This is a genomic window from Paraburkholderia phenoliruptrix (genome assembly GCF_047325075.1).
In the GTDB taxonomy this organism is placed as follows: Bacteria; Pseudomonadota; Gammaproteobacteria; order Burkholderiales; family Burkholderiaceae; genus Paraburkholderia; species Paraburkholderia phenoliruptrix.
The window spans coordinates 1,983,246-1,999,865 of sequence record NZ_CP168530.1; the positions used below are offsets into that span (position 1 = coordinate 1,983,246).

Annotated in this window: 17 protein-coding genes; 1 reads left to right on the forward strand and 16 read right to left on the reverse strand. The window is 65.0% G+C overall.

What is annotated here, in order from left to right:
• Positions 1-3: 3 nt before the first annotated feature.
• From ACEN8U_RS08790 to ACEN8U_RS08855, 14 genes are all read right to left on the reverse strand, one after another.
• Positions 4-1,095: an ABC transporter ATP-binding protein gene (locus ACEN8U_RS08790; RefSeq protein ID WP_310111873.1), complete on the reverse strand. Its 1,092-nt coding sequence runs from the start codon at positions 1,093-1,095 to the stop codon at positions 4-6.
• A 25-nt stretch (positions 1,096-1,120) separates the two neighbouring features.
• Positions 1,121-1,915, reverse strand: a complete 795-nt coding sequence (locus ACEN8U_RS08795) for an ABC transporter permease (RefSeq protein ID WP_013592242.1) — start codon at positions 1,913-1,915, stop codon at positions 1,121-1,123.
• An 81-nt stretch (positions 1,916-1,996) separates the two neighbouring features.
• Positions 1,997-2,884, reverse strand: a complete 888-nt coding sequence (locus ACEN8U_RS08800) for an ABC transporter permease (RefSeq protein ID WP_310111877.1) — start codon at positions 2,882-2,884, stop codon at positions 1,997-1,999.
• A gap of 45 nt (positions 2,885-2,929) precedes the next feature.
• On the reverse strand, positions 2,930-3,946 hold the full coding sequence (locus ACEN8U_RS08805) for an ABC transporter substrate-binding protein (protein ID WP_310111880.1): 1,017 nt from the start codon (positions 3,944-3,946) through the stop codon (positions 2,930-2,932).
• 79 nt (positions 3,947-4,025) lie between these two features.
• On the reverse strand, positions 4,026-4,340 hold the full coding sequence (locus tag ACEN8U_RS08810) for an NIPSNAP family protein (protein WP_013592239.1): 315 nt from the start codon (positions 4,338-4,340) through the stop codon (positions 4,026-4,028).
• Between the two features lie 37 nt (positions 4,341-4,377).
• A complete protein-coding gene (locus ACEN8U_RS08815; RefSeq protein ID WP_310111883.1) occupies positions 4,378-5,850 on the reverse strand; it encodes an aldehyde dehydrogenase in 1,473 nt (490 codons plus the stop codon).
• Positions 5,851-5,891: 41 nt separating this feature from the next.
• Complete coding sequence (locus tag ACEN8U_RS08820) at positions 5,892-6,935, reverse strand: LLM class flavin-dependent oxidoreductase (RefSeq protein WP_310111886.1); 1,044 nt, start codon at positions 6,933-6,935, stop codon at positions 5,892-5,894.
• Positions 6,936-7,034: 99 nt separating this feature from the next.
• The gene (locus ACEN8U_RS08825; RefSeq protein WP_310111888.1) at positions 7,035-8,003 is read right to left on the reverse strand and encodes a flavin reductase family protein; all 969 of its coding nucleotides are present in this window, start codon (positions 8,001-8,003) and stop codon (positions 7,035-7,037) included.
• The gene (locus ACEN8U_RS08830; protein ID WP_310111889.1) at positions 7,996-8,874 is read right to left on the reverse strand and encodes an alpha/beta fold hydrolase; all 879 of its coding nucleotides are present in this window, start codon (positions 8,872-8,874) and stop codon (positions 7,996-7,998) included. Before ACEN8U_RS08830 ends, ACEN8U_RS08825 begins: the two co-directional genes overlap by 8 nt.
• On the reverse strand, positions 8,864-9,451 hold the full coding sequence (locus ACEN8U_RS08835) for an amino acid synthesis family protein (RefSeq protein ID WP_014973382.1): 588 nt from the start codon (positions 9,449-9,451) through the stop codon (positions 8,864-8,866). Before ACEN8U_RS08835 ends, ACEN8U_RS08830 begins: the two co-directional genes overlap by 11 nt.
• A 288-nt stretch (positions 9,452-9,739) precedes the next feature.
• Positions 9,740-10,426 (reverse strand): GntR family transcriptional regulator, encoded by a 687-nt coding sequence (locus ACEN8U_RS08840; RefSeq protein ID WP_310111891.1) that lies wholly within the window; start codon positions 10,424-10,426, stop codon positions 9,740-9,742.
• 92 nt (positions 10,427-10,518) lie between these two features.
• Positions 10,519-11,868, reverse strand: coding sequence for a type II toxin-antitoxin system HipA family toxin (locus ACEN8U_RS08845; RefSeq protein ID WP_310111892.1), 1,350 nt, complete (start codon positions 11,866-11,868; stop codon positions 10,519-10,521).
• 2 nt (positions 11,869-11,870) lie between these two features.
• Complete coding sequence (locus ACEN8U_RS08850; RefSeq protein ID WP_309585823.1) at positions 11,871-12,134, reverse strand: helix-turn-helix domain-containing protein; 264 nt, start codon at positions 12,132-12,134, stop codon at positions 11,871-11,873.
• An 80-nt stretch (positions 12,135-12,214) separates the two neighbouring features.
• Positions 12,215-13,243, reverse strand: coding sequence for a GlxA family transcriptional regulator (locus ACEN8U_RS08855; RefSeq protein WP_310111896.1), 1,029 nt, complete (start codon positions 13,241-13,243; stop codon positions 12,215-12,217).
• 172 nt (positions 13,244-13,415) lie between these two features.
• On the opposite strand from ACEN8U_RS08855, the gene ACEN8U_RS08860 reads away from it, so the two are divergent.
• Entirely contained in the window at positions 13,416-14,606 is a 1,191-nt protein-coding gene (locus ACEN8U_RS08860; protein WP_310111897.1) for an MFS transporter, read from the forward strand.
• 404 nt (positions 14,607-15,010) lie between these two features.
• Here the strand turns inward: ACEN8U_RS08860 and ACEN8U_RS08865 are convergent, their stop codons facing one another.
• Together ACEN8U_RS08865 and ACEN8U_RS08870 are read right to left on the reverse strand one after the other, a co-directional pair.
• Positions 15,011-15,649 carry a septal ring lytic transglycosylase RlpA family protein gene (locus tag ACEN8U_RS08865; RefSeq protein ID WP_310111899.1) on the reverse strand — a complete coding sequence of 213 codons (639 nt, stop codon included), beginning with the start codon at positions 15,647-15,649 and terminating at the stop codon, positions 15,011-15,013.
• 79 nt (positions 15,650-15,728) lie between these two features.
• Complete coding sequence (locus tag ACEN8U_RS08870) at positions 15,729-16,574, reverse strand: peptidoglycan DD-metalloendopeptidase family protein (protein ID WP_310111902.1); 846 nt, start codon at positions 16,572-16,574, stop codon at positions 15,729-15,731.
• Between the last annotated feature and the right edge of the window lie 46 nt (positions 16,575-16,620).

The window sequence follows — 16,620 nt, forward strand, 5'->3', positions numbered from 1 at the left end:
GGCTTAGGCCTGAGCGAAGAGCCGCACGTCGCGCGCGTCCCAATCGACGAGCGCCTCGGTGCCGACCGCGAGCCCGCTGTCATGACGATGCCCCGCCGGCATGCGAATCGAAATCTCCTGTTGCCAGGGCGTCGCGACCGCGTAGTGCATGGCGTCGCCGAGATAGGTGATGTCGCGCACCGTCACGGGCAGCCCGGCCGCGTGGCGTGCATCGCGCAGCGCGTGGATGCGCATCTGCTCCGGACGGATCATCAGCGTGCCGTCGTCGCCCGCGCTCAGCGCCGGATGGAAAGTGCCCGTCGCCACCTCGTGGCCGTTCGGGAACACGCCGTTCATGCGGCCGTTGCTGTGCGCCGTCACGCGCACCGGCAAGAAGTTCGAATTGCCGATGAAGCTCGCCACGAAGCGCGACGCGGGATTCGCATAGAGCTGCTCGCCCGTGCCGACCTGTTCGATTCGCCCGTTGTTGAACACGGCGATGCGGTCCGACAGACGCAGCGCCTCTTCCTGGTCGTGCGTCACATAGAGAATCGTGACGCCCGTCTCCTGATGGATGCGGCGCAATTCGAGCTGGATCTCTTCGCGCAGTTTCTTGTCGAGTGCCGACAACGGCTCGTCCATCAGCAGCACCGGCGGATCGTAGGCGAGCGCACGCGCAATCGCGACGCGCTGCTGCTGCCCGCCCGATAGCTGCGCGGGCATCCGATCGCGGCATTCGGACAGATGCACGAGCTTGAGCATCTGTTCGACCTTGGCCTTCACCTCGGCTTCCGGACGGCGCCGCACGCGCAACGGAAACGCCACGTTTTCGCCGACCGTCAAATGCGGAAACAGTGTGTAGCGCTGGAACACCATGCCGATGTTGCGTTTGTTCGGAGCAACGGCAAGCAGCGGCTTGCCGTCGAGCAGCACGCGCCCTTCGCTCGGCTCCTGAAAGCCCGCGACGATATAAAGCGTCGTGCTCTTGCCCGAACCGGACGGCCCGAGGAAGGTCATGAACTCGCCCTTGCGGACGTCGAGCGATACATGATCGATGGCGACGACGTCGTCGTAAGTCTTGCGCAGGCGCTGGATTTGCAGGAATGCGGAAGTCATGGCTCGTTACCTCGAATAGCGTGTGTTAGCGCGCGCGGCGCAGCACGGCGCCCGCGAGCATCAATACGGTGGTCAGGCCGACGAGCAGCGAGGACGCTGCCGCGACCACGGGCGTCAGGTCCTGCCGCAAGGTCGCCCAGATGCGCACGGGCAGAGTCTGCAGCGTCGGGCTCGCCATGAAGATCGACACGACGACCTCGTCCCACGATGCGAGGAACGAGAAGATCGCCGCCGCGAACAGGCCGAGCCGGATTGCCGGCAAGGTCACGCGCAGCTTCACCTGAAGCGGCGACGCACCGCAGACGAGCGCCGCATCCTCGAGCGCCGTGTCGAAGCTCGCGAGCGAATTGCTGATCGAGATGATCGAGAACGGCAACGCAATGATCAGATGGCCGATCACGAAGCCCGTCATGGTGCCGTTCAGACCGATGCGCAGAAAGAACGCATACAGCGCGACCGCGAGCACCACGACCGGCAGCACCATCGGCGTGATGAAGAATGCGCGCGCCGCCTCGCGTCCGCGGAACCTGCCGCGCACGAGCGCGAGCGACGCGAGAAAGCCGATCAGCACCGACAGCACGGTGACGATTGCGCCGAGCTTCGCGCTCGTCAGCAGCGAGTCGATCCAGCCGGCGTCGGTGAAAAGCTGGCGGTACCACTCCAGCGTCCAGCCCGGCGGCGGAAAGATCAGCCACTGCGAATCGCCGAACGACAGCGCGACGATGAACAGAATCGGCAGAAGCAGGAACAGCGCGACGGCAGCGCCGACGGCAAGCAACACCCAGCGCATGGCGCCGAGGCGATCGAAGTCGAGGAGCATGTCAAATCTCCCGTCGGGCCGCCCCAAGGGGGACTGACGCCCCTTTGAGGAGCAGCGAACGTAGGGGGTACGGTGGCTGTTTCATGATTTCCCTCCCGCGGTCGCGCGCGCTCCGCCCGCAAACCGCAATTGCAATGCATACAACGCGAGCGTGACGACCAGCAGCACGAACGCCGCGGCCCCCGCCAGGCCCCAATTGAGCAATTGCTGGACGAGCTGCGCGATGAGTTCCGCGAGCATCATGTATGAAGCGCCGCCCAGCAGCGCGGGCGTGACGAAATAACCGAGCGCCATCACGAACACCATCAGCCCGCCGGCCGCGATGCCCGGCATGGCGAGCGGCACGAGAATGCGCCAGAACGCCTGCCAGCGGCTCGCGCCGCAGACGGCGGCGGCACGCAGCGTCGACGGATCGATGCCGCGCAAAGTCGCATGCAGCGGCATCACGAGGAACGGCAGCATGATGTAGGTCATGCCGATCGTCACGCCGATCAGATTGTTGACGAGCGTGAGCGGCTCGCTGATCACGCCGAGCGCCATCAGCAGACGGTTGATCGGCCCGGTCTGCTGCAGCAGCACCATCCAGGCGAAGGTGCGTGCGAGCAGATTGGTCCACATCGACAGCAGCAGGATCGCGAACAGCACGGTGCTCAGCTTGCGCGGCGCGATGGCCAGCAGCCAGGCGGTCGGAAAGCCGATCAGCAAGGTCGCGACCGTCACTACCGACGCCACCAGAAACGTATTGCCGAACACGCGCAAATACGTGGTCGAGCCGAGCAGCTGCGTGTAGTTCTGGAGGCCCGGCGTCGGCTCCAGCACGCTGCGCAGCAGCAGCGACAGCACCGGCAGCAGGAAGAACACGACGAGCAGCAGGAGCGCCGGCATCAGGAGGCGCATGCTGCGCCAGTCGCGCCGCCGGCGCGGAACTGCGGCAGACGGATGCACGACGGTACTCAGAACATCAGGCATGGTGTTTCCCCATCCACTCCAGTGACGGTGCGGCGCGCCGCACGCTTACTTCGACTGCCACGCGTACCAGCGCTTCGCGATGGCGTCGCGGTTCTCGGCCCAGTACTTCATGTCGAGATTGATCTGCGAGGACTTGTACTGATCGGGCAGCGTCTTTGCGACCGCGGGCGACATCAGCGCGGCGGACTTCAGGTTGACGGGCGCGTAGCCCGTGTCCGTGGCGAACTTCGCCTGCGCCTGGGCGCTCGTCGCGGCAGCCAGATACTTCATCGCCTCGGCCTTATGCTTCGCGCCCTTCGGAATGACCAGCATGTCGGCGGCGGTCAGATTCTGGTTCCATGAAATGCCGACCGGCACGCCGGTCTGTTCGAGCGCATGCAGACGGCCGTTCCAGAACATGCCGATAGGCGCTTCGCCCGACGCGAGCAGTTGCTGCGATTGCGCCCCGCCGCTCCACCAGACTATGTCGCCTTTGATCGTGTCGAGCTTCTTGAACGCACGGTCGAGATCCAGCGGATACAGCTTGTTCGGCTGCACGCCGTCGGCGAGCAGCGCGATTTCCAGCACGCCGGGCGCGGACCATTTATAGAGCGTGCGCTTGCCGGGGAATTTCCTGGTATCGAACAGATCGGCCCAGCTTTGCGGCTGCGCGCCCACGTACTTCGCCTTGTTGTAGCCGAGCACGAACGAGTAGTAAAAGCTGCCCACCGCCGCCGGCGTCGCAAAGCGCGGGTCGAGCTCGTCCTTCTTCACGACCGAATAATCGATCGGCTCGATGAGACCGGCCTGCTGCGCGGCATACGCGAAGTCGCCTTCCACGTCGACGACGTCCCAGTTCACATTGCCGCTGTCGACCATCGCCTTCAGCTTGCCGTAGTCGGTCGGGCCGTCCATCAGCACGTTGATGCCGGTGGCCTGCGTGAAAGGCTGTGCCCAGTTCTTCTGCTGCGACGACTGCGTCGTGCCGCCCCAGCTCGTGAACACGATCGGGTCCGCGGCAAGCGCGGGCGCCGCCGTGCACAATGCGAGCAGCGACGCGATAAGGGTGCTTCGGGTCTTCATGTCTGTCTCCATGGATAGGGTGCGTATCGGGGAACGCATACGGCGGCCGGTCGAATGCCGGCTTTGAGCTTCTGATGCGTCAGGCAAGCGGCGAAAAGCGCGCCGGCTTCATGATCTTGTTTTCCATTTCTTCCATCAGCGCCTGGATCTTCGGCGCGAACGCCTGCCACGCGCGGTCTTCCGCGAGCGCCGCGCGGCGTCGCTCGCGCTCGTCGAGGCTCGGATAAGCCCAGATATGCACGATCTGGTTCAACGGGCCGATGTCCGAAAAGAAATAGCCGACCAGTTCGCCGAGATAGCGCTTCTGCAGTTCGATGCCCTCTTCCTCCACGAGCTTCAGATAGCTCGGCACGGCGCCGGTCTTGATGCGGTAGGTGCGGATTTCGTAGTACATGCGGGCTCCAGGTGTCGGTTTGGGCGGATGCCGGCGCTCAGCGCATCACAAACGGATCGGCGATCGGTTCGTCCGATGTGCGGATCCACACGGATTTGGTGCGCGTGTACTCCAGCACCGCTTCGAGGCCGCCTTCGCGGCCGAGCCCGGACAGACCGTAGCCGCCGAACGGCACAATGGGTGACACAGCGCGATAGGTGTTGATCCACACGATGCCGGCCCGCAACGCGCGCGTGAGACGGTGCGCGCGCGTGAGATCGCGGGTGAACACGCCGGAGGCGAGGCCATAGCGCGTATCGTTCGCAAGCGCAATGGCGTCGGCTTCGGTATCGAACGTGACGACGCTCAGCACTGGACCGAACAGCTCTTCCGACACGCTTGGCACCCGCGAGTCCGGACAATCGACGATAGTCGGCAGGAAGTAGTTGCCACGCGCAAAACCGTCGGCCCGCCTGCCGCCCGTCACTATCCGGCCGCCGGCTGCGACGCTCGCACGCAGCACGTTTTCGATGTGCTCCAGTTGCCGGCGCGTCGCGAGCGGCCCCATTTCGGTGGCCGCATCCTGCGGATTGCCGATGCGGATCGCCTGCGCTTTCGCGACGAGCCGCTCAATCAGCGCGTCATGAATGCCGCGCTGGACGACGAGCCGCGAACCGGCGACGCAACTCTGCCCGGTCGCCGCGAAAATGCCGGCGATCACGGCATTGCACGCGCTTTCCAGATCAGCGTCCTCGAAGACAAGTACCGGCGATTTGCCGCCCAGCTCGAGCGACATGGCCGCGAGATTCGCCGCCGAATTGCGCACCACGTGGCGCGCGGTTTCGGGACCGCCCGTAAAGGCAATCCGCGACACGAGCGGATGACTCGTCAGCGTGCGCCCGCAGTCGTTGCCGAAGCCCGTGACGATATTCACGACGCCTCTGGGAAAGCCCGCCTCGTGCACCAGCCGCGCGAATTCGAGCAACGGCGCGGGGCCGTCTTCGGAAGCCTTCAGCACGATCGTGCAACCCGCGGCGAGCGCCGGGCCAATCTTCACGGCCGACAGAAAAAGCTGCGAATTCCACGGCACGATCCCGGCGACGACACCAACCGGTTCCCGCCGCAGCGTCACTTCCATGTCGGGCTTGTCGACCGGCAGCCACGCGCCCTGAATCTTGTCGGCGACGCCCGCGTAGTAGCGGTAGTACTCGGCGACATAGCCGATTTGGCTCTTCGTCTCGCGAATGATCTTGCCGGTATCCCGCGTTTCGAGTTCGGCCAGACGCGGCGCATGCTGCGCGACGAGATCCGCGAGTGTGTAAAGCAGCTTGCCGCGCGCGCTCGCCGTGAGATTCGCCCACGCCGGGTCGGTGAGCGCGCGATGCGCGGCCTGAACCGCTCGGTCGACGTCATGCTCGCTCGCAGCAGGCATGCGCGCCCACACCTCGCCCGTCGATGGATCGACGCTGTCGAAAGACTCGCGCGCATCTTCGAACGCACCGTCGATGTATTGCTGGAACCGCTCAACCATGTCAGCCACTCCGGGATATTGAACAGGTATCGGCGTCGGTGTCAGTGCGCGCCGAATGCGGGCATCACGTCGGAGATAAAGAGTTCCAGCGACTTGCGCTTGCGCTCGAAGCTCATATGGCTGTCGAGCCAGAAGCTGTACTGGTCGTAGCCGAGTTCCTCATAACCCTTCAGGCGCGCGATCACCTGCCTCGGTTCGCCGATCACGAGGTTCTTACGGATGGCTTCGGACGAATACTGCGGGAACATGTCGATGTCGGCATCCGTAATCGGTTCGATAAAGCCTTGCTCGATCGGGCGCTCGTTCTTGAACCACTTGCTGAAGTAGCGGTAAAACTGCGCGAGGTCTTCGACGGCCGCGTCCACTTCGGCGGCGTTCGCGCCGACGAACGTGTGCATCAGCATCATCACCTGCGGGCGCGGCACGTCCGGATTGGCGGCGCAGGCGGCATTAAAGCGCTCCATGAGGCTCACCACTTCGGCGTCGCCCTGCGCGAGCGACGTCACCTGCACGTTGCAGCCGTTCGCAATGGCGAACGCGTGCGAATTCGGATCGCGAGCAGCAAGCCACAGCGGCGGATGCGGCTGCTGAACCGGACGCGGCACCGGCGTGCTTGTCGGCCAGGACCAGAATTCCCCCTGATGCGCGTAGTCGCCCTTGAAAAGCTGGCGCAACGCGGGGACGAGTTCGCGCATCCGCGCGCCGGCTGTCATCGCGTCGAGTCCAGGCACAAGCCGCTCGTATTCGAACGAATAGGCGCCGCGCGCAATGCCCAGATCGAGCCGGCCGTTGCTCGCGACGTCGACCATGCCCGCTTCGCCGGCCAATGCGATCGGATGCCAGAACGGGGCTATCACCGTTCCGGTGCCGAGACGGATGCGCTCCGTCTTCGCCGCGAGATACGCGAGATTGACGAACGGATTTGGCGCAATCGTGAATTCCATCGCGTGATGTTCGCCAATCCACGCGGTTTCGAAACCGCCGCGCTCGGCGAGCTGCACGAGTTCGGTCATCTGGTCGAAGAGTTCGCGATGCGACGTGGTGTCGTCGTAGCGCTCCATATGCAGGAACAACGAGAACTTCATGATGATTCCTTTACCGTGGGTGCTGCGGGCGGCGCGTAGGCGTGCAATCGCGGGCAGCGGATTCGTTGGCGAAGCGGACCATGCTCGTGAGCGGCGATGTCAGTGCGCGAGCGCGAGCGTCTGGACCTTGCCGGCTTCCGTATCGCCGACATAAATGCCGAACGCGTCTTCACTGCGTTCGCGTACGTAACGTTGCAGCATCGAACGCACGGCTTCGTCGTGCAGTTGATCCCACGGAATTTGCGCAAGCGGCACGATGCGGATCGCGCTGTCCATCCACGCCGAACCGTTGTCGATGACGCGGCCGCGGTAGTAGATCTGCACGCTCGCGAGCTGGCCGCTTGCCTGCGCATTGCCCGATTCGAACACGGCAAAAATGAAGTCCAGATGCACGTCGAGACCGAGCTTCGTGAGCAGGCCGCGCAGGCTCGCGGCGTCGCTCGCGGGCTCGAGCTTGATGCCCGTCGGCAGCTTCAGCCCCTGCGGCGTTTCGAGCAGCACGAGTCCGTCGCGATGTTCGAGGATCGCGCCGACTTGCGCGCGCGAACCCGCTGCGGCGAGCGCATCCTGCGAAAGGCTGAAGTTCACGTAGGCGCCGCGGCAGTAGCCGAGCGGCGACGCGCTCGTGTGAACGAAATCGAGCACGCGTCCGATCAGAATGATGTGGTCGCCCGCGTCGACCACCTCGTGCGTCGCGCAGTCGAAGCTCGCCGCGGCGCCCTTCATCACCGGCGCGCCCGTGTTGCGCGTTTCCCAGGCGACCTGCGCGAACTTGTCGGCGGCTTTGGAGGCGAACACGCCCGACACGGCTTGCTGATCTTCCGCCAGCACGCTGACGGCGAAGTGGCTCGTCCCGGAGAACACGGCATAGCTCGACGCGGTCCTGGCAATGCACACCAGAATCAGCGGCGGATCGAGCGATACCGAGGTGAACGAGTTGGCGGTAAAGCCGCGTGGCGAGCCGTCGGCCTGAATCGTCGTGACGACGGTCACGCCCGTCACGAATGCGCCCAGCGCGCGGCGGAATTCGGCGGCGTCGAAAGCCTGGTGGGTGGCCGGCTCATTCATGGCTTGCTCCAATGATCGATGCGTGGGCATGGCGTGCGGCGTTTGCTTCGGCGAGGAACGCGAGCAGCCGTTCGTTCACGCGCGCGGGGTCAGTCAGGTTCATCATATGGCGCGCGTTCGGGAGAATTTCCGCGCGGCCGTGGGGCGCCGCCGTGGCCATCGCGCGCGACATCGCCGGGCTCGAATTCGGATCGCACTCGCCTGTCAGGAAGAGCGCGGGCACGGCCAGATTGGCAAGCCGGCCGACATGCGCATCGTCCGAAGTGGCGAACAGGCGGTACGTGCGCGCGTAGCCGAGCGGATCGACGGAAAGCAGCAGCGCGCGCACCGCTTGCGCCGCCTGCGTCAGGTGCCCGGGAACCGGGTCGCCGAACCAGCGCGAGAGCGTGGCGTCCACGCCCGCTTCCGGTGGCGTTTCGCCGAGCGAGGCCGCGCGGGACATCACCGCTTCACGTTGTGCGGGCGTGCGGTCATAAACCGCGTTGAGCGCCGCGACGCTCAGCGTGCGTTGTGGATGCGCCAGCGCGAATTCGAGTGCGACGAGTGCGCCCATGGAATGCCCGACCACATGCGCGCGCCCGATTCCCATGGCATCGAGCAGCGCCTTTAGCTGCGCGGCGTATTCCGCGAGCGTCGGCGTGGCGCTCGGCAGCGCGCTCTCGCCGTGCCCGAGCATGTCGTAGACGAGAACCTGGTAGCTTGCCGCCAGCGCGTCGATCTGCGGCGCCCACACGCTCCGGTTCATGCCCACCCCGTGGATCAGCACGACCGTGGCGAGCGCATCCGGCGAGCGCGGCGCGTACACGCTGTAGCTGGTGCCGCCGGCCGCGCCGCGCGACGCGGCTCGCTCGGGCGCGAACTCAGGCTTCATTGGACTCGAGCTCCTTGAGGTCCTGATAGCGGTCGCCGATCCGATGATGCGGACGGCCGCCGATCGAAGCACCGAGCGCGATGACGAGCTCGTCCGGCGCCGGTGCATCGACGATCGAAAACTGCACCGTCAGATAGTGCGAGCGCATGCCTTCGTCGTGCTTGTGCATCAGCGGAATGGAGATCGGGCAGTTCGGACCGCCGCGCAGATTCGTGAAGCTCAGGTAGCTCTTTGCGCCGACGGCCTTGCGGTAGTGATTGCCGAAGCGCAGCGTATGGATCAGCGCCGACGCGTGCTCGATCTCGCCGGAGGTGCCGACAATCGCAGCCTTGCCGTAGCCTTCAATCGCCTCGCCGGAACCCGCGACGCGGAGCATTTCCGCCGTCAACATTTCGCCCAGTTGCGGTGCGAGCCCGTGAATTTCCGGCTTCAGGTCCTCGACGAAACCGCGCCCTGCCCACGGATTGCGCAGCACCGCCGCCGCCCCGAACAGCTTGAGCGGTCGCACAGCCGCGCGGCCGCCCTCGATGAAAGTGTCTTCGACATAGGTGACCAGCTTGCGCACTTCCAGCTTCATATCGTTCTCCTGACGGGGGGCCGCAGCCCGGGATGTCCTGTGTGATGCGGATCGTTGAGATTATGGTATGCCATCTTATGGCCGACACCAAGCTAATCAGTATTATGGAATACCATGAGATGAAGCATGGGCGTTCAGGCACGATCCCGGCAAGCACTCGCGGGAGGCGGGCGACGGCGTCGGCTGCAGCCTTGGGTGAGGTTGCGGTATGCGGTATGCGGCAGGCGGTCAAATAAAAAAGGCCGCCGGGAGACCGGCGGCCTTCACTTCATTCGCTTTAACTTCGCGTCACTCGCCCACGGCCGGCTCCGCTTGCTGTGTGAGCGCGCTCATTGCAAGCTCGCCGGCCCGCTTGATGTGCGCAGCCGATGCCGCCGCGGCGGCGTCGCCGTCGCGCCGCTCGATCGCGTCGAGCAGCGCGTTCATCTCCTGATTCGACTCGTCGCCGCGCCCCGGCGTCGCGATGGTCAGCGCGCGCAGCCGATTGATGCGCGCATTCAACGTTTTGACGACGCTGAGCGAGACGTGCTTGTGCGCGCCCTCGAACATGGCATCGTAGAAAAGCTCGGTGTATTCGAGCACGCGCGGCAGGTCATTTTTCTCGAACGCGTCTTCGATGACCTTGCGCAGCCCGCGCAGCCGCGCGACGAGTTCCGGCGACGACTGGTCCGCGCAAGCCCGCGCGGCATTGGCTTCGAGCAGGCCGCGCAATTCATAGGTTTCCGCCACCTGGTCGGGATCGAGCCGCGCGACGATCGGGCCTTGCCGGGCGACGATCTCGACCAGCCCTTCCGTTTCCAGATGCCGCAGCACCTCGCGCACCACCGTGCGGCTCACGCCCAGTTCGTCGCACAGCGTACGCTCGACAAGCCGCGCGCCGGGTCGAAAGTACCCTTGCACGATGGCGCCGCGCAGTTTTTCAAGCGTGAGCTCACGCAGCGTTTTGGCGTTGCGGTCGATGCGAAGGTCTGACATAGGCGGCAAAGAGGAGATGGGCTCGACTCCGGCCGGCGCCCGAGGGAGCAGCGCCGGCCGATGGAATGCCATATTATCGCTTGTTCGACCTGTCAGGTTGCGGGCATGCGTTCCAGCGCGCGCGCCGCCTCGAGCATCCCGCCCAGCACTTTGTCGGCCACCTGCTCCGAGAAGCCCTGCGGAAGTTCGGCGCTAACCTGTTCGACGACCCCGGGCGTGCGGGCAATAATCTCCTGAAGCAGCGGCTCGGCGTTCTCGCCATAGCCGACCTTCCTCGCCGTGCTGTTGAAATGGCGCCGCTCGATCTTGTGCATCTGATAGTGCCTGTTCTTGCCGAGCAGGGCCATCGCCAGTTTGATTTCCTGCTCCGCCCACTGGCTCGGCCCGCCGCCGATCACCGGGTAGGCCGACATCACGTCATAGATGGGCGTCAGCCTGAAGCGTCCGCCGTCGCCGGCCAGCAACTGGAGACTGAAGTTTTTTGCGTGACCGTCCGGCGCTCGCATCATCCAGAAAATGATCTGCGAGGCCATGAGCGTGCGCATGTCCTCGTCCGCCTGCTGCGACTGCTGCAACAGCGTGAACAGCGTCGCAAGGCCGGGGCCGCCCTCGTTCTCGTACTTGACGAGGGGCGAGGTGCCGGTTGCCTGACAGAAATCCTCCTGGATGAGCCGGAACAGGTGCTTTCCACTGCGTGAGAGGACCCGGTCGAAACGCTCGACGACAAGCACTCGCTGCGAGCCGAACGTCGCGATGCGCACGTCGGCCGTGGGCAGCCCGTAGGCCTTCAGAAGCCGCATGCACAGCCATTCGTTGTCGACGGAGGTCGTGAAGTCGGCCTTGCGGCCGCCCACCATGCCGATAGGCAGCTTGAAGATGTGCGTGGTGGGTGTCGCGCCGCGCGGCTTCATCCACTGGCCATCCCACCACAGGAATGCGTCCTTTTCCTGGGCGCCCGCCAGCGAGATGCGGAAGTCGTCGTCGGGGTCTCTCGCCGCGGCAAAGCGCTCGGGACTGACCACTTCGAGCAGGTGCCGCTCAATGGCCTCTTCGTCGACAACCACACCCTCCACCTTGTCGATGCCCTGCGGTACCGCGTCGTCCGGCAACAGTTGAAGCGCGCCCACGCAGTCGCGGCCGATGGCGGAAAGCAGATCGAACGCTTCGATGGAGCCGGTCTTGAACCGCGCCGCCACTCGCCTTCGAATTGCCTCATTGTCCGGCAGAAGGCCGTCGAAGTAGTGAGAGACGCGATCTCCCCTGAGCGGCTCGTTGTGCAGATTGAACGGCAGCGACAGCGAGATCGGCCGCCCACGTGGCGATCGACACCAGGCGCTGTCGTACTGCAGCTCGGATTCGCCATTGGCATGGATGGTCCAACGCCCGACGAAATCGCCGTTGGCCCAAAGGGAAAGCGTCTGGCTATGCGAGCGGCGGCCCACGCTCACCACTCCGAAACGCTGGTGGATTCGACGCCGCCCCGCTCGCCGAGACGCAGCTCGAGGCCGATGGCCGCGCACCAGCTGAGCAATTGCCGGAAGCTGAGATCCTCGGGATTTCTTTCCAGATAGGATATGCGGTTCTGACTCAAGCCGACGCGCTGCGCGAGCTCCGCCTGGGTGAGCTTGCGCCGCTTGCGCGACGCAACCAGCAACTGACTGAGCTGCGTTGCGGTGAACAGCGGCTGACTGAAGGGAGCGGAAGTCATAGAAATATCCGTTATTCGGCTATCTTCATTTTAGCTGCTATACGGCTAAAATCAAATTAGCTGCAATACGGATATTTTCCCTATCGCAGACGCCGCTCGCCGGCCCGTCCTCGCGCCGGGCATACGGGATTGCCGTCGTCCGCGACTAGGCCGGACGGTTGCCCCAGCGCGCCGCGCGTTTCGCGACTCAAGCGCCGCACTGCCTGGGGCGGCTGCCCGATGGTGCGCAGGAACGCGCGTCTCATCCGCTCGCGATCGTTCAACCCCACCTGGTCTGCAATCACATCCAGCGACAGACGCCCTTGCTCCAGCATCAGCCTCGCCGCTTCGACGCGCAGGTGCTCGACGGCTTTCGCGGGGGACTGCCCCGTCTCGGCGCTGAACGCCCGGCTGAACTGACGCGGGCTCAAGCCGGCGACGTCGGCGAGTTCCTCCACGGTCAACGCGTTGCGCAGATTGGCGTTCGCGTGGTCGATCGCTTTCTGGATCCGGTCGGACTTCGGGTCGAGGTCGAGCAAGGTCGAAAACTGCGACTGCCCGCCCGCGCGCCGGTGATAAACCACGAGCTTGCGCGCCACCGTGCGCGACACGTCCTGGCCGTGGTCTTTCTCGATCATCGCCAGCGCCATGTCGATGGTGGCCGTCATGCCCGCGGACGTCCAGATCGGCCCGTCGACGATAAAAATCTGGTCTTCCTCGACGGCGATCTTCGGGAAACGGCGCTGCAGATCGTTGGCGAAGCGCCAATGCGTCGTGGCGCGCCGGCCGTCGAGCGCGCCCGCTTCGGCGAGCACGAACGCGCCCGTGCAAGGCGCCGCGATCCGCCGCGAGGTGTCGAGCGAGCGCCTGACGAAGTCCGTCAATGCCGGCGAGCGCAGGTCGATGTCGACGCCCGAGCCGAACATCACCGTATCGAAAATGGCGTCGCCGAACGGTTGCGTCTCAACGCGAATGCCCGCCGACGACATCACCAGCCCGCCGTTCTCCGAGAGGATCGTCACTTCGTACGCCGGCTCCTCCAGCACGCCGTTGGCCATCTCGAAGGCGGTGACTGCCGCGAAGCCCATCAAATAGAAATGGGGAAAGACGACAAAACCAATGCTGTGCATGCGCGACTCCAGCCATGTCCTGAATTGCAGGTATATACGACATTTGAGACGCAGTCAACGAACGCTATGCTTGGCCATGAGTCGCGTCGGCAAGCCGGCGCCGGCAGGAGCGAGGCGGCTTGCGCACGGCTGCCGCCTTGCATTGGAGTCAATTCGCTGGGTAGACAACCTCATGGACCGTCGATTACTGATACTCGCGCTGGGCATGTTTGCCATGGGCACCGACAATTTCGTGGTCGCCGGCATTCTGCCGGGCGTGGCGGCTTCGCTGCACACTTCCGTCAGCGCGGCCGGCCTCATGGTGACGTTTTATGCGTTGACCTACGCGGTGGCCGCGCCGGTCATGGCGGCCGTCGCCGGCACATGGCCGCGCAAGCTGTTGCTCGTCGCCGCGCTGAGCATTTTCGTGATCGGCAATGCGATCAGCGCGATGGCAACCGGCCTCCACTGGGTTCTCTTCGCCCGGGCGCTCGCGGGCTTTGGCGCGGCCCTCTTTTCGCCCACGGCATTGGGTGTCGCCTCGGCGCTCGCGACACCCGAGCGACGCGGCCGCGCGCTGGCCACGGTGACGGCCGGCCTGACGGGCGCCACGGCGCTCGGTTCGCCCATCGGCACGTTTATCGGTGGATTCGGCAGTTGGAGAACGACGCTCTGGTTCGTCACGCTGCTCGGACTGGTGGCAATGATCGGTGTGTGGACGATGCTGCCGTCGGTCGCGCAACCGCAATCGATCCGCTTGCGGGAGCGGCTTGCGCCGGTACGCGACATGCGCATTGCGCTCACGCTGCTCACCTCGCTGTTCGCCTTCGGCGGCTTTCTGATGGTCTACACGTATGCAGGCGTCGTGTTGAATCATGTGACGCACGGCGACGAGCGCATTCTGGCCGGCATGTTCCTGTTGTGGGGCGTGGCGGCGACGGGAGGCAACCTGTGGGCCGGACGGCTCGTCGACAAGTTCCGCAGTCGCCACATCATCAACGCGATGCTGTGCGTGGCCGCCGTCAACTTCTGCGCGCTGCCGTGGACTTCCGGGCAGACGTTGAGCGCCGCGCTTGCACTGACGGTTTGGGGAATCTGCGGCTGGGGCCTCATCGTTCCGCAGCAGCACCGACTCGTGCAATTGTCGCCGCACGTCGCGCCGTTGCTGCTCGCGCTCAACAATACGGCCACGTATATCGGGCTCGCGTGCTCGGGGCTGCTCGGCGGCGCGGTGCTGCAGTCCATTGGCGGGCGCTATCTGAGCGTCGTGGCCGCGGCGCTGATCGGGTTTGCGTGGGGCCTCTCCGAGGCCGCGTATCGGCGAATCGAGCAGCCGGGCACGGCGCCGCACGCTGGGGCCAGCCGCCGAACCGGGGCGGCCTGAGCAGCGTGCCCGCGCTCCTCGCGTTCCCACATAAAAGAACGGCGTCGTGCCCGCGTGGGACGACGCCGCTTCAAAAAACACCACACGCTCGCGGGGGCTGCCCACACGAGTGGAGAAAAAATAACTGCTACGAAAATCTTCCTCAAGATGAAAGAACTGCTTTTGTAACGACGCGGGCGGTCGCTCGGGCGGTAGTTATTACGCAGCCCTTAGCGCCCGGCCACTCCGGAGCAGCGCTCCGTGAGGCGCGAAAAAGTTATGACTAAAGGCTTCAAAAGCGGCGCCCTTTACACACGCGACGATTTGTTACAGTCCCGCCGCAGCACGCGGTGAAAACCGCAGGCGCTCGTTATTCGCGCGTAAGCCGGGTGAAACCGCCGCGCATTGGCTGTTAAAGCGCAATGTCAGGTCGGCAGATCCATACAGCGGCGCACGCCATCCGCGCCGCGCACGGGCGCGACGTGCTCCAGCCTGACCTGCGCGCTGCCGGCCCGGCGAACGCCGAGTGCCTCCGCGGCGGCGTACGAGAGGTCGATGATCCGTCCGCGCACGAATGGCCCTCTGTCGTTGATACGCACGACGACAGAACGTGTGCGGACCAGCGACGTCACACGCACACAGGCGCCTAACGGCAAGGTGCGGTGCGCTGCCGTCAATGCATGCATGTCGTAGCGTTCGCCGCTCGCGGTGCGGCGTCCCTGGAACATCCTGCCATACCACGAAGCGAAGCCGGTTTGCTGAAAACCCTTCCCGCAGGCACAAGCCGCAGCGACTGTTGCATCATCGATCGCGGACGGTATGTCATTGCGCGGCTCGGCGGCCGATGCAAGCGGCGCCGCCACGGCGTCTGCGTTCGCGCCGTCGCCGTACTGCGAGGCGGAGAGTGGCGCGCCTCGTCGCATCTGCACCGCTGTGGGCCCGGCGCCTGGCAAGGCTGCATCGACACCGGATTGTGCGCAGCCGGCAAGCGCGAGCGCCATACCTACCGACGCAAGCGTCGCTGAAAGATGGCTGCTTGAAACGCGGCAAAAATGAAAATTCATAAGCGTCATCGCGCGCGCCGGGCTGCACGGGCAGCACAGCGCATCGCGTCGGTTTCAGTTCGGGGAGCGAGGCGCCGTCTTAATGGCGCCTGGGAAGATAGATGAGCGGATCGACGGCCTTGCCGTCCTCGCGCACTTCGAAGCGTATGAAGGCATCGCCGGCGGCGTCCGCGGGAGCTTCGGCAATCGCCTGCCCTTTTTTGACGGGCATGCCTTCCTTGACGAGCAGCGTGCGGTTGTTGCCATAAGCGCTCAGCAAGTGCGCGTCGTGCTTGATGACGACGAGCCGGCCATAAGCCGTGATGCCGCCGCCTGCATAGACGACTCTGCCGCTCGCCGCTGCTTTCACCTGCTCGCCGGGCTGCGCGGCGAGCGTGATGCCTTTGGTCTTGCCGGCCACGAAGGCCTGTTTCACCGTGCCGCCGACCGGCCACATCAACCGGGCTTTGGCATCGGCAGTGTTCGCTGACGCCGCATCCGCGCTTCTCTCTGCGCTTTTGTCCGCACTTTTGCCTGCGCGTTTATCCGAACCTGAAGCCGTGTGCGCATTCGCCTCAGCCTGGTCGCCCGAACTGGCCGGGGGCGGCCCGACGCGCACGATCTGTCCGGCGCGCAACGCGCCATCGGCGGAAAGACGGTTCCACTGCGCAATCGCGGAAGCCTCGTGGCCGAACTCCCGCGCAATCGCCGTCAGCGTGTCGCCCGGATTCACGCGATAGAACCCCGCGGCCACTGGAGCTTCGCCCTGTGCTGACAGCGCACGCCCGGCCGCCCAGGCTGCGATAGGATCCGGCGCCGTGCTGGCCGGGGCGTCACGCAATGGCGCGCTCTGCGCCAACAGCGAGCAGGCGCACAGCGGAGCCAACGACAACGCGAGCAGCATCGGGAAGAGCCGCCCGGCGCATCGGGACAAACAGATTTTCATTAGGACTCTGGATAAATTTTTATCTCGACGAGCAACATGCGGCGCT

What these genes read in the sequence shown, in the direction of transcription:
- ACEN8U_RS08835 (WP_014973382.1), bottom strand. Translation starts at nt 9,451, where the DNA reads ATGAAGCTGGAAGTGCGCAAGCTGGTCACCTATGTCGAAGACACTTTC.
- ACEN8U_RS08855 (WP_310111896.1), bottom strand. Translation starts at nt 13,243, where the DNA reads ATGCACAGCATTGGTTTTGTCGTCTTTCCCCATTTCTATTTGATGGGC.
- ACEN8U_RS08830 (WP_310111889.1), bottom strand. Translation starts at nt 8,874, where the DNA reads ATGAAGCCTGAGTTCGCGCCCGAGCGAGCCGCGTCGCGCGGCGCGGCC.
- ACEN8U_RS08870 (WP_310111902.1), bottom strand. Translation starts at nt 16,574, where the DNA reads ATGAAAATCTGTTTGTCCCGATGCGCCGGGCGGCTCTTCCCGATGCTG.
- ACEN8U_RS08840 (WP_310111891.1), bottom strand. Translation starts at nt 10,426, where the DNA reads ATGTCAGACCTTCGCATCGACCGCAACGCCAAAACGCTGCGTGAGCTC.
- ACEN8U_RS08800 (WP_310111877.1), bottom strand. Translation starts at nt 2,884, where the DNA reads ATGCCTGATGTTCTGAGTACCGTCGTGCATCCGTCTGCCGCAGTTCCG.
- ACEN8U_RS08850 (WP_309585823.1), bottom strand. Translation starts at nt 12,134, where the DNA reads ATGACTTCCGCTCCCTTCAGTCAGCCGCTGTTCACCGCAACGCAGCTC.
- ACEN8U_RS08860 (WP_310111897.1), top strand. Translation starts at nt 13,416, where the DNA reads ATGGACCGTCGATTACTGATACTCGCGCTGGGCATGTTTGCCATGGGC.
- ACEN8U_RS08820 (WP_310111886.1), bottom strand. Translation starts at nt 6,935, where the DNA reads ATGAAGTTCTCGTTGTTCCTGCATATGGAGCGCTACGACGACACCACG.
- ACEN8U_RS08805 (WP_310111880.1), bottom strand. Translation starts at nt 3,946, where the DNA reads ATGAAGACCCGAAGCACCCTTATCGCGTCGCTGCTCGCATTGTGCACG.
- ACEN8U_RS08865 (WP_310111899.1), bottom strand. Translation starts at nt 15,649, where the DNA reads ATGAATTTTCATTTTTGCCGCGTTTCAAGCAGCCATCTTTCAGCGACG.
- ACEN8U_RS08825 (WP_310111888.1), bottom strand. Translation starts at nt 8,003, where the DNA reads ATGAATGAGCCGGCCACCCACCAGGCTTTCGACGCCGCCGAATTCCGC.
- ACEN8U_RS08815 (WP_310111883.1), bottom strand. Translation starts at nt 5,850, where the DNA reads ATGGTTGAGCGGTTCCAGCAATACATCGACGGTGCGTTCGAAGATGCG.
- ACEN8U_RS08795 (WP_013592242.1), bottom strand. Translation starts at nt 1,915, where the DNA reads ATGCTCCTCGACTTCGATCGCCTCGGCGCCATGCGCTGGGTGTTGCTT.
- ACEN8U_RS08790 (WP_310111873.1), bottom strand. Translation starts at nt 1,095, where the DNA reads ATGACTTCCGCATTCCTGCAAATCCAGCGCCTGCGCAAGACTTACGAC.
- ACEN8U_RS08810 (WP_013592239.1), bottom strand. Translation starts at nt 4,340, where the DNA reads ATGTACTACGAAATCCGCACCTACCGCATCAAGACCGGCGCCGTGCCG.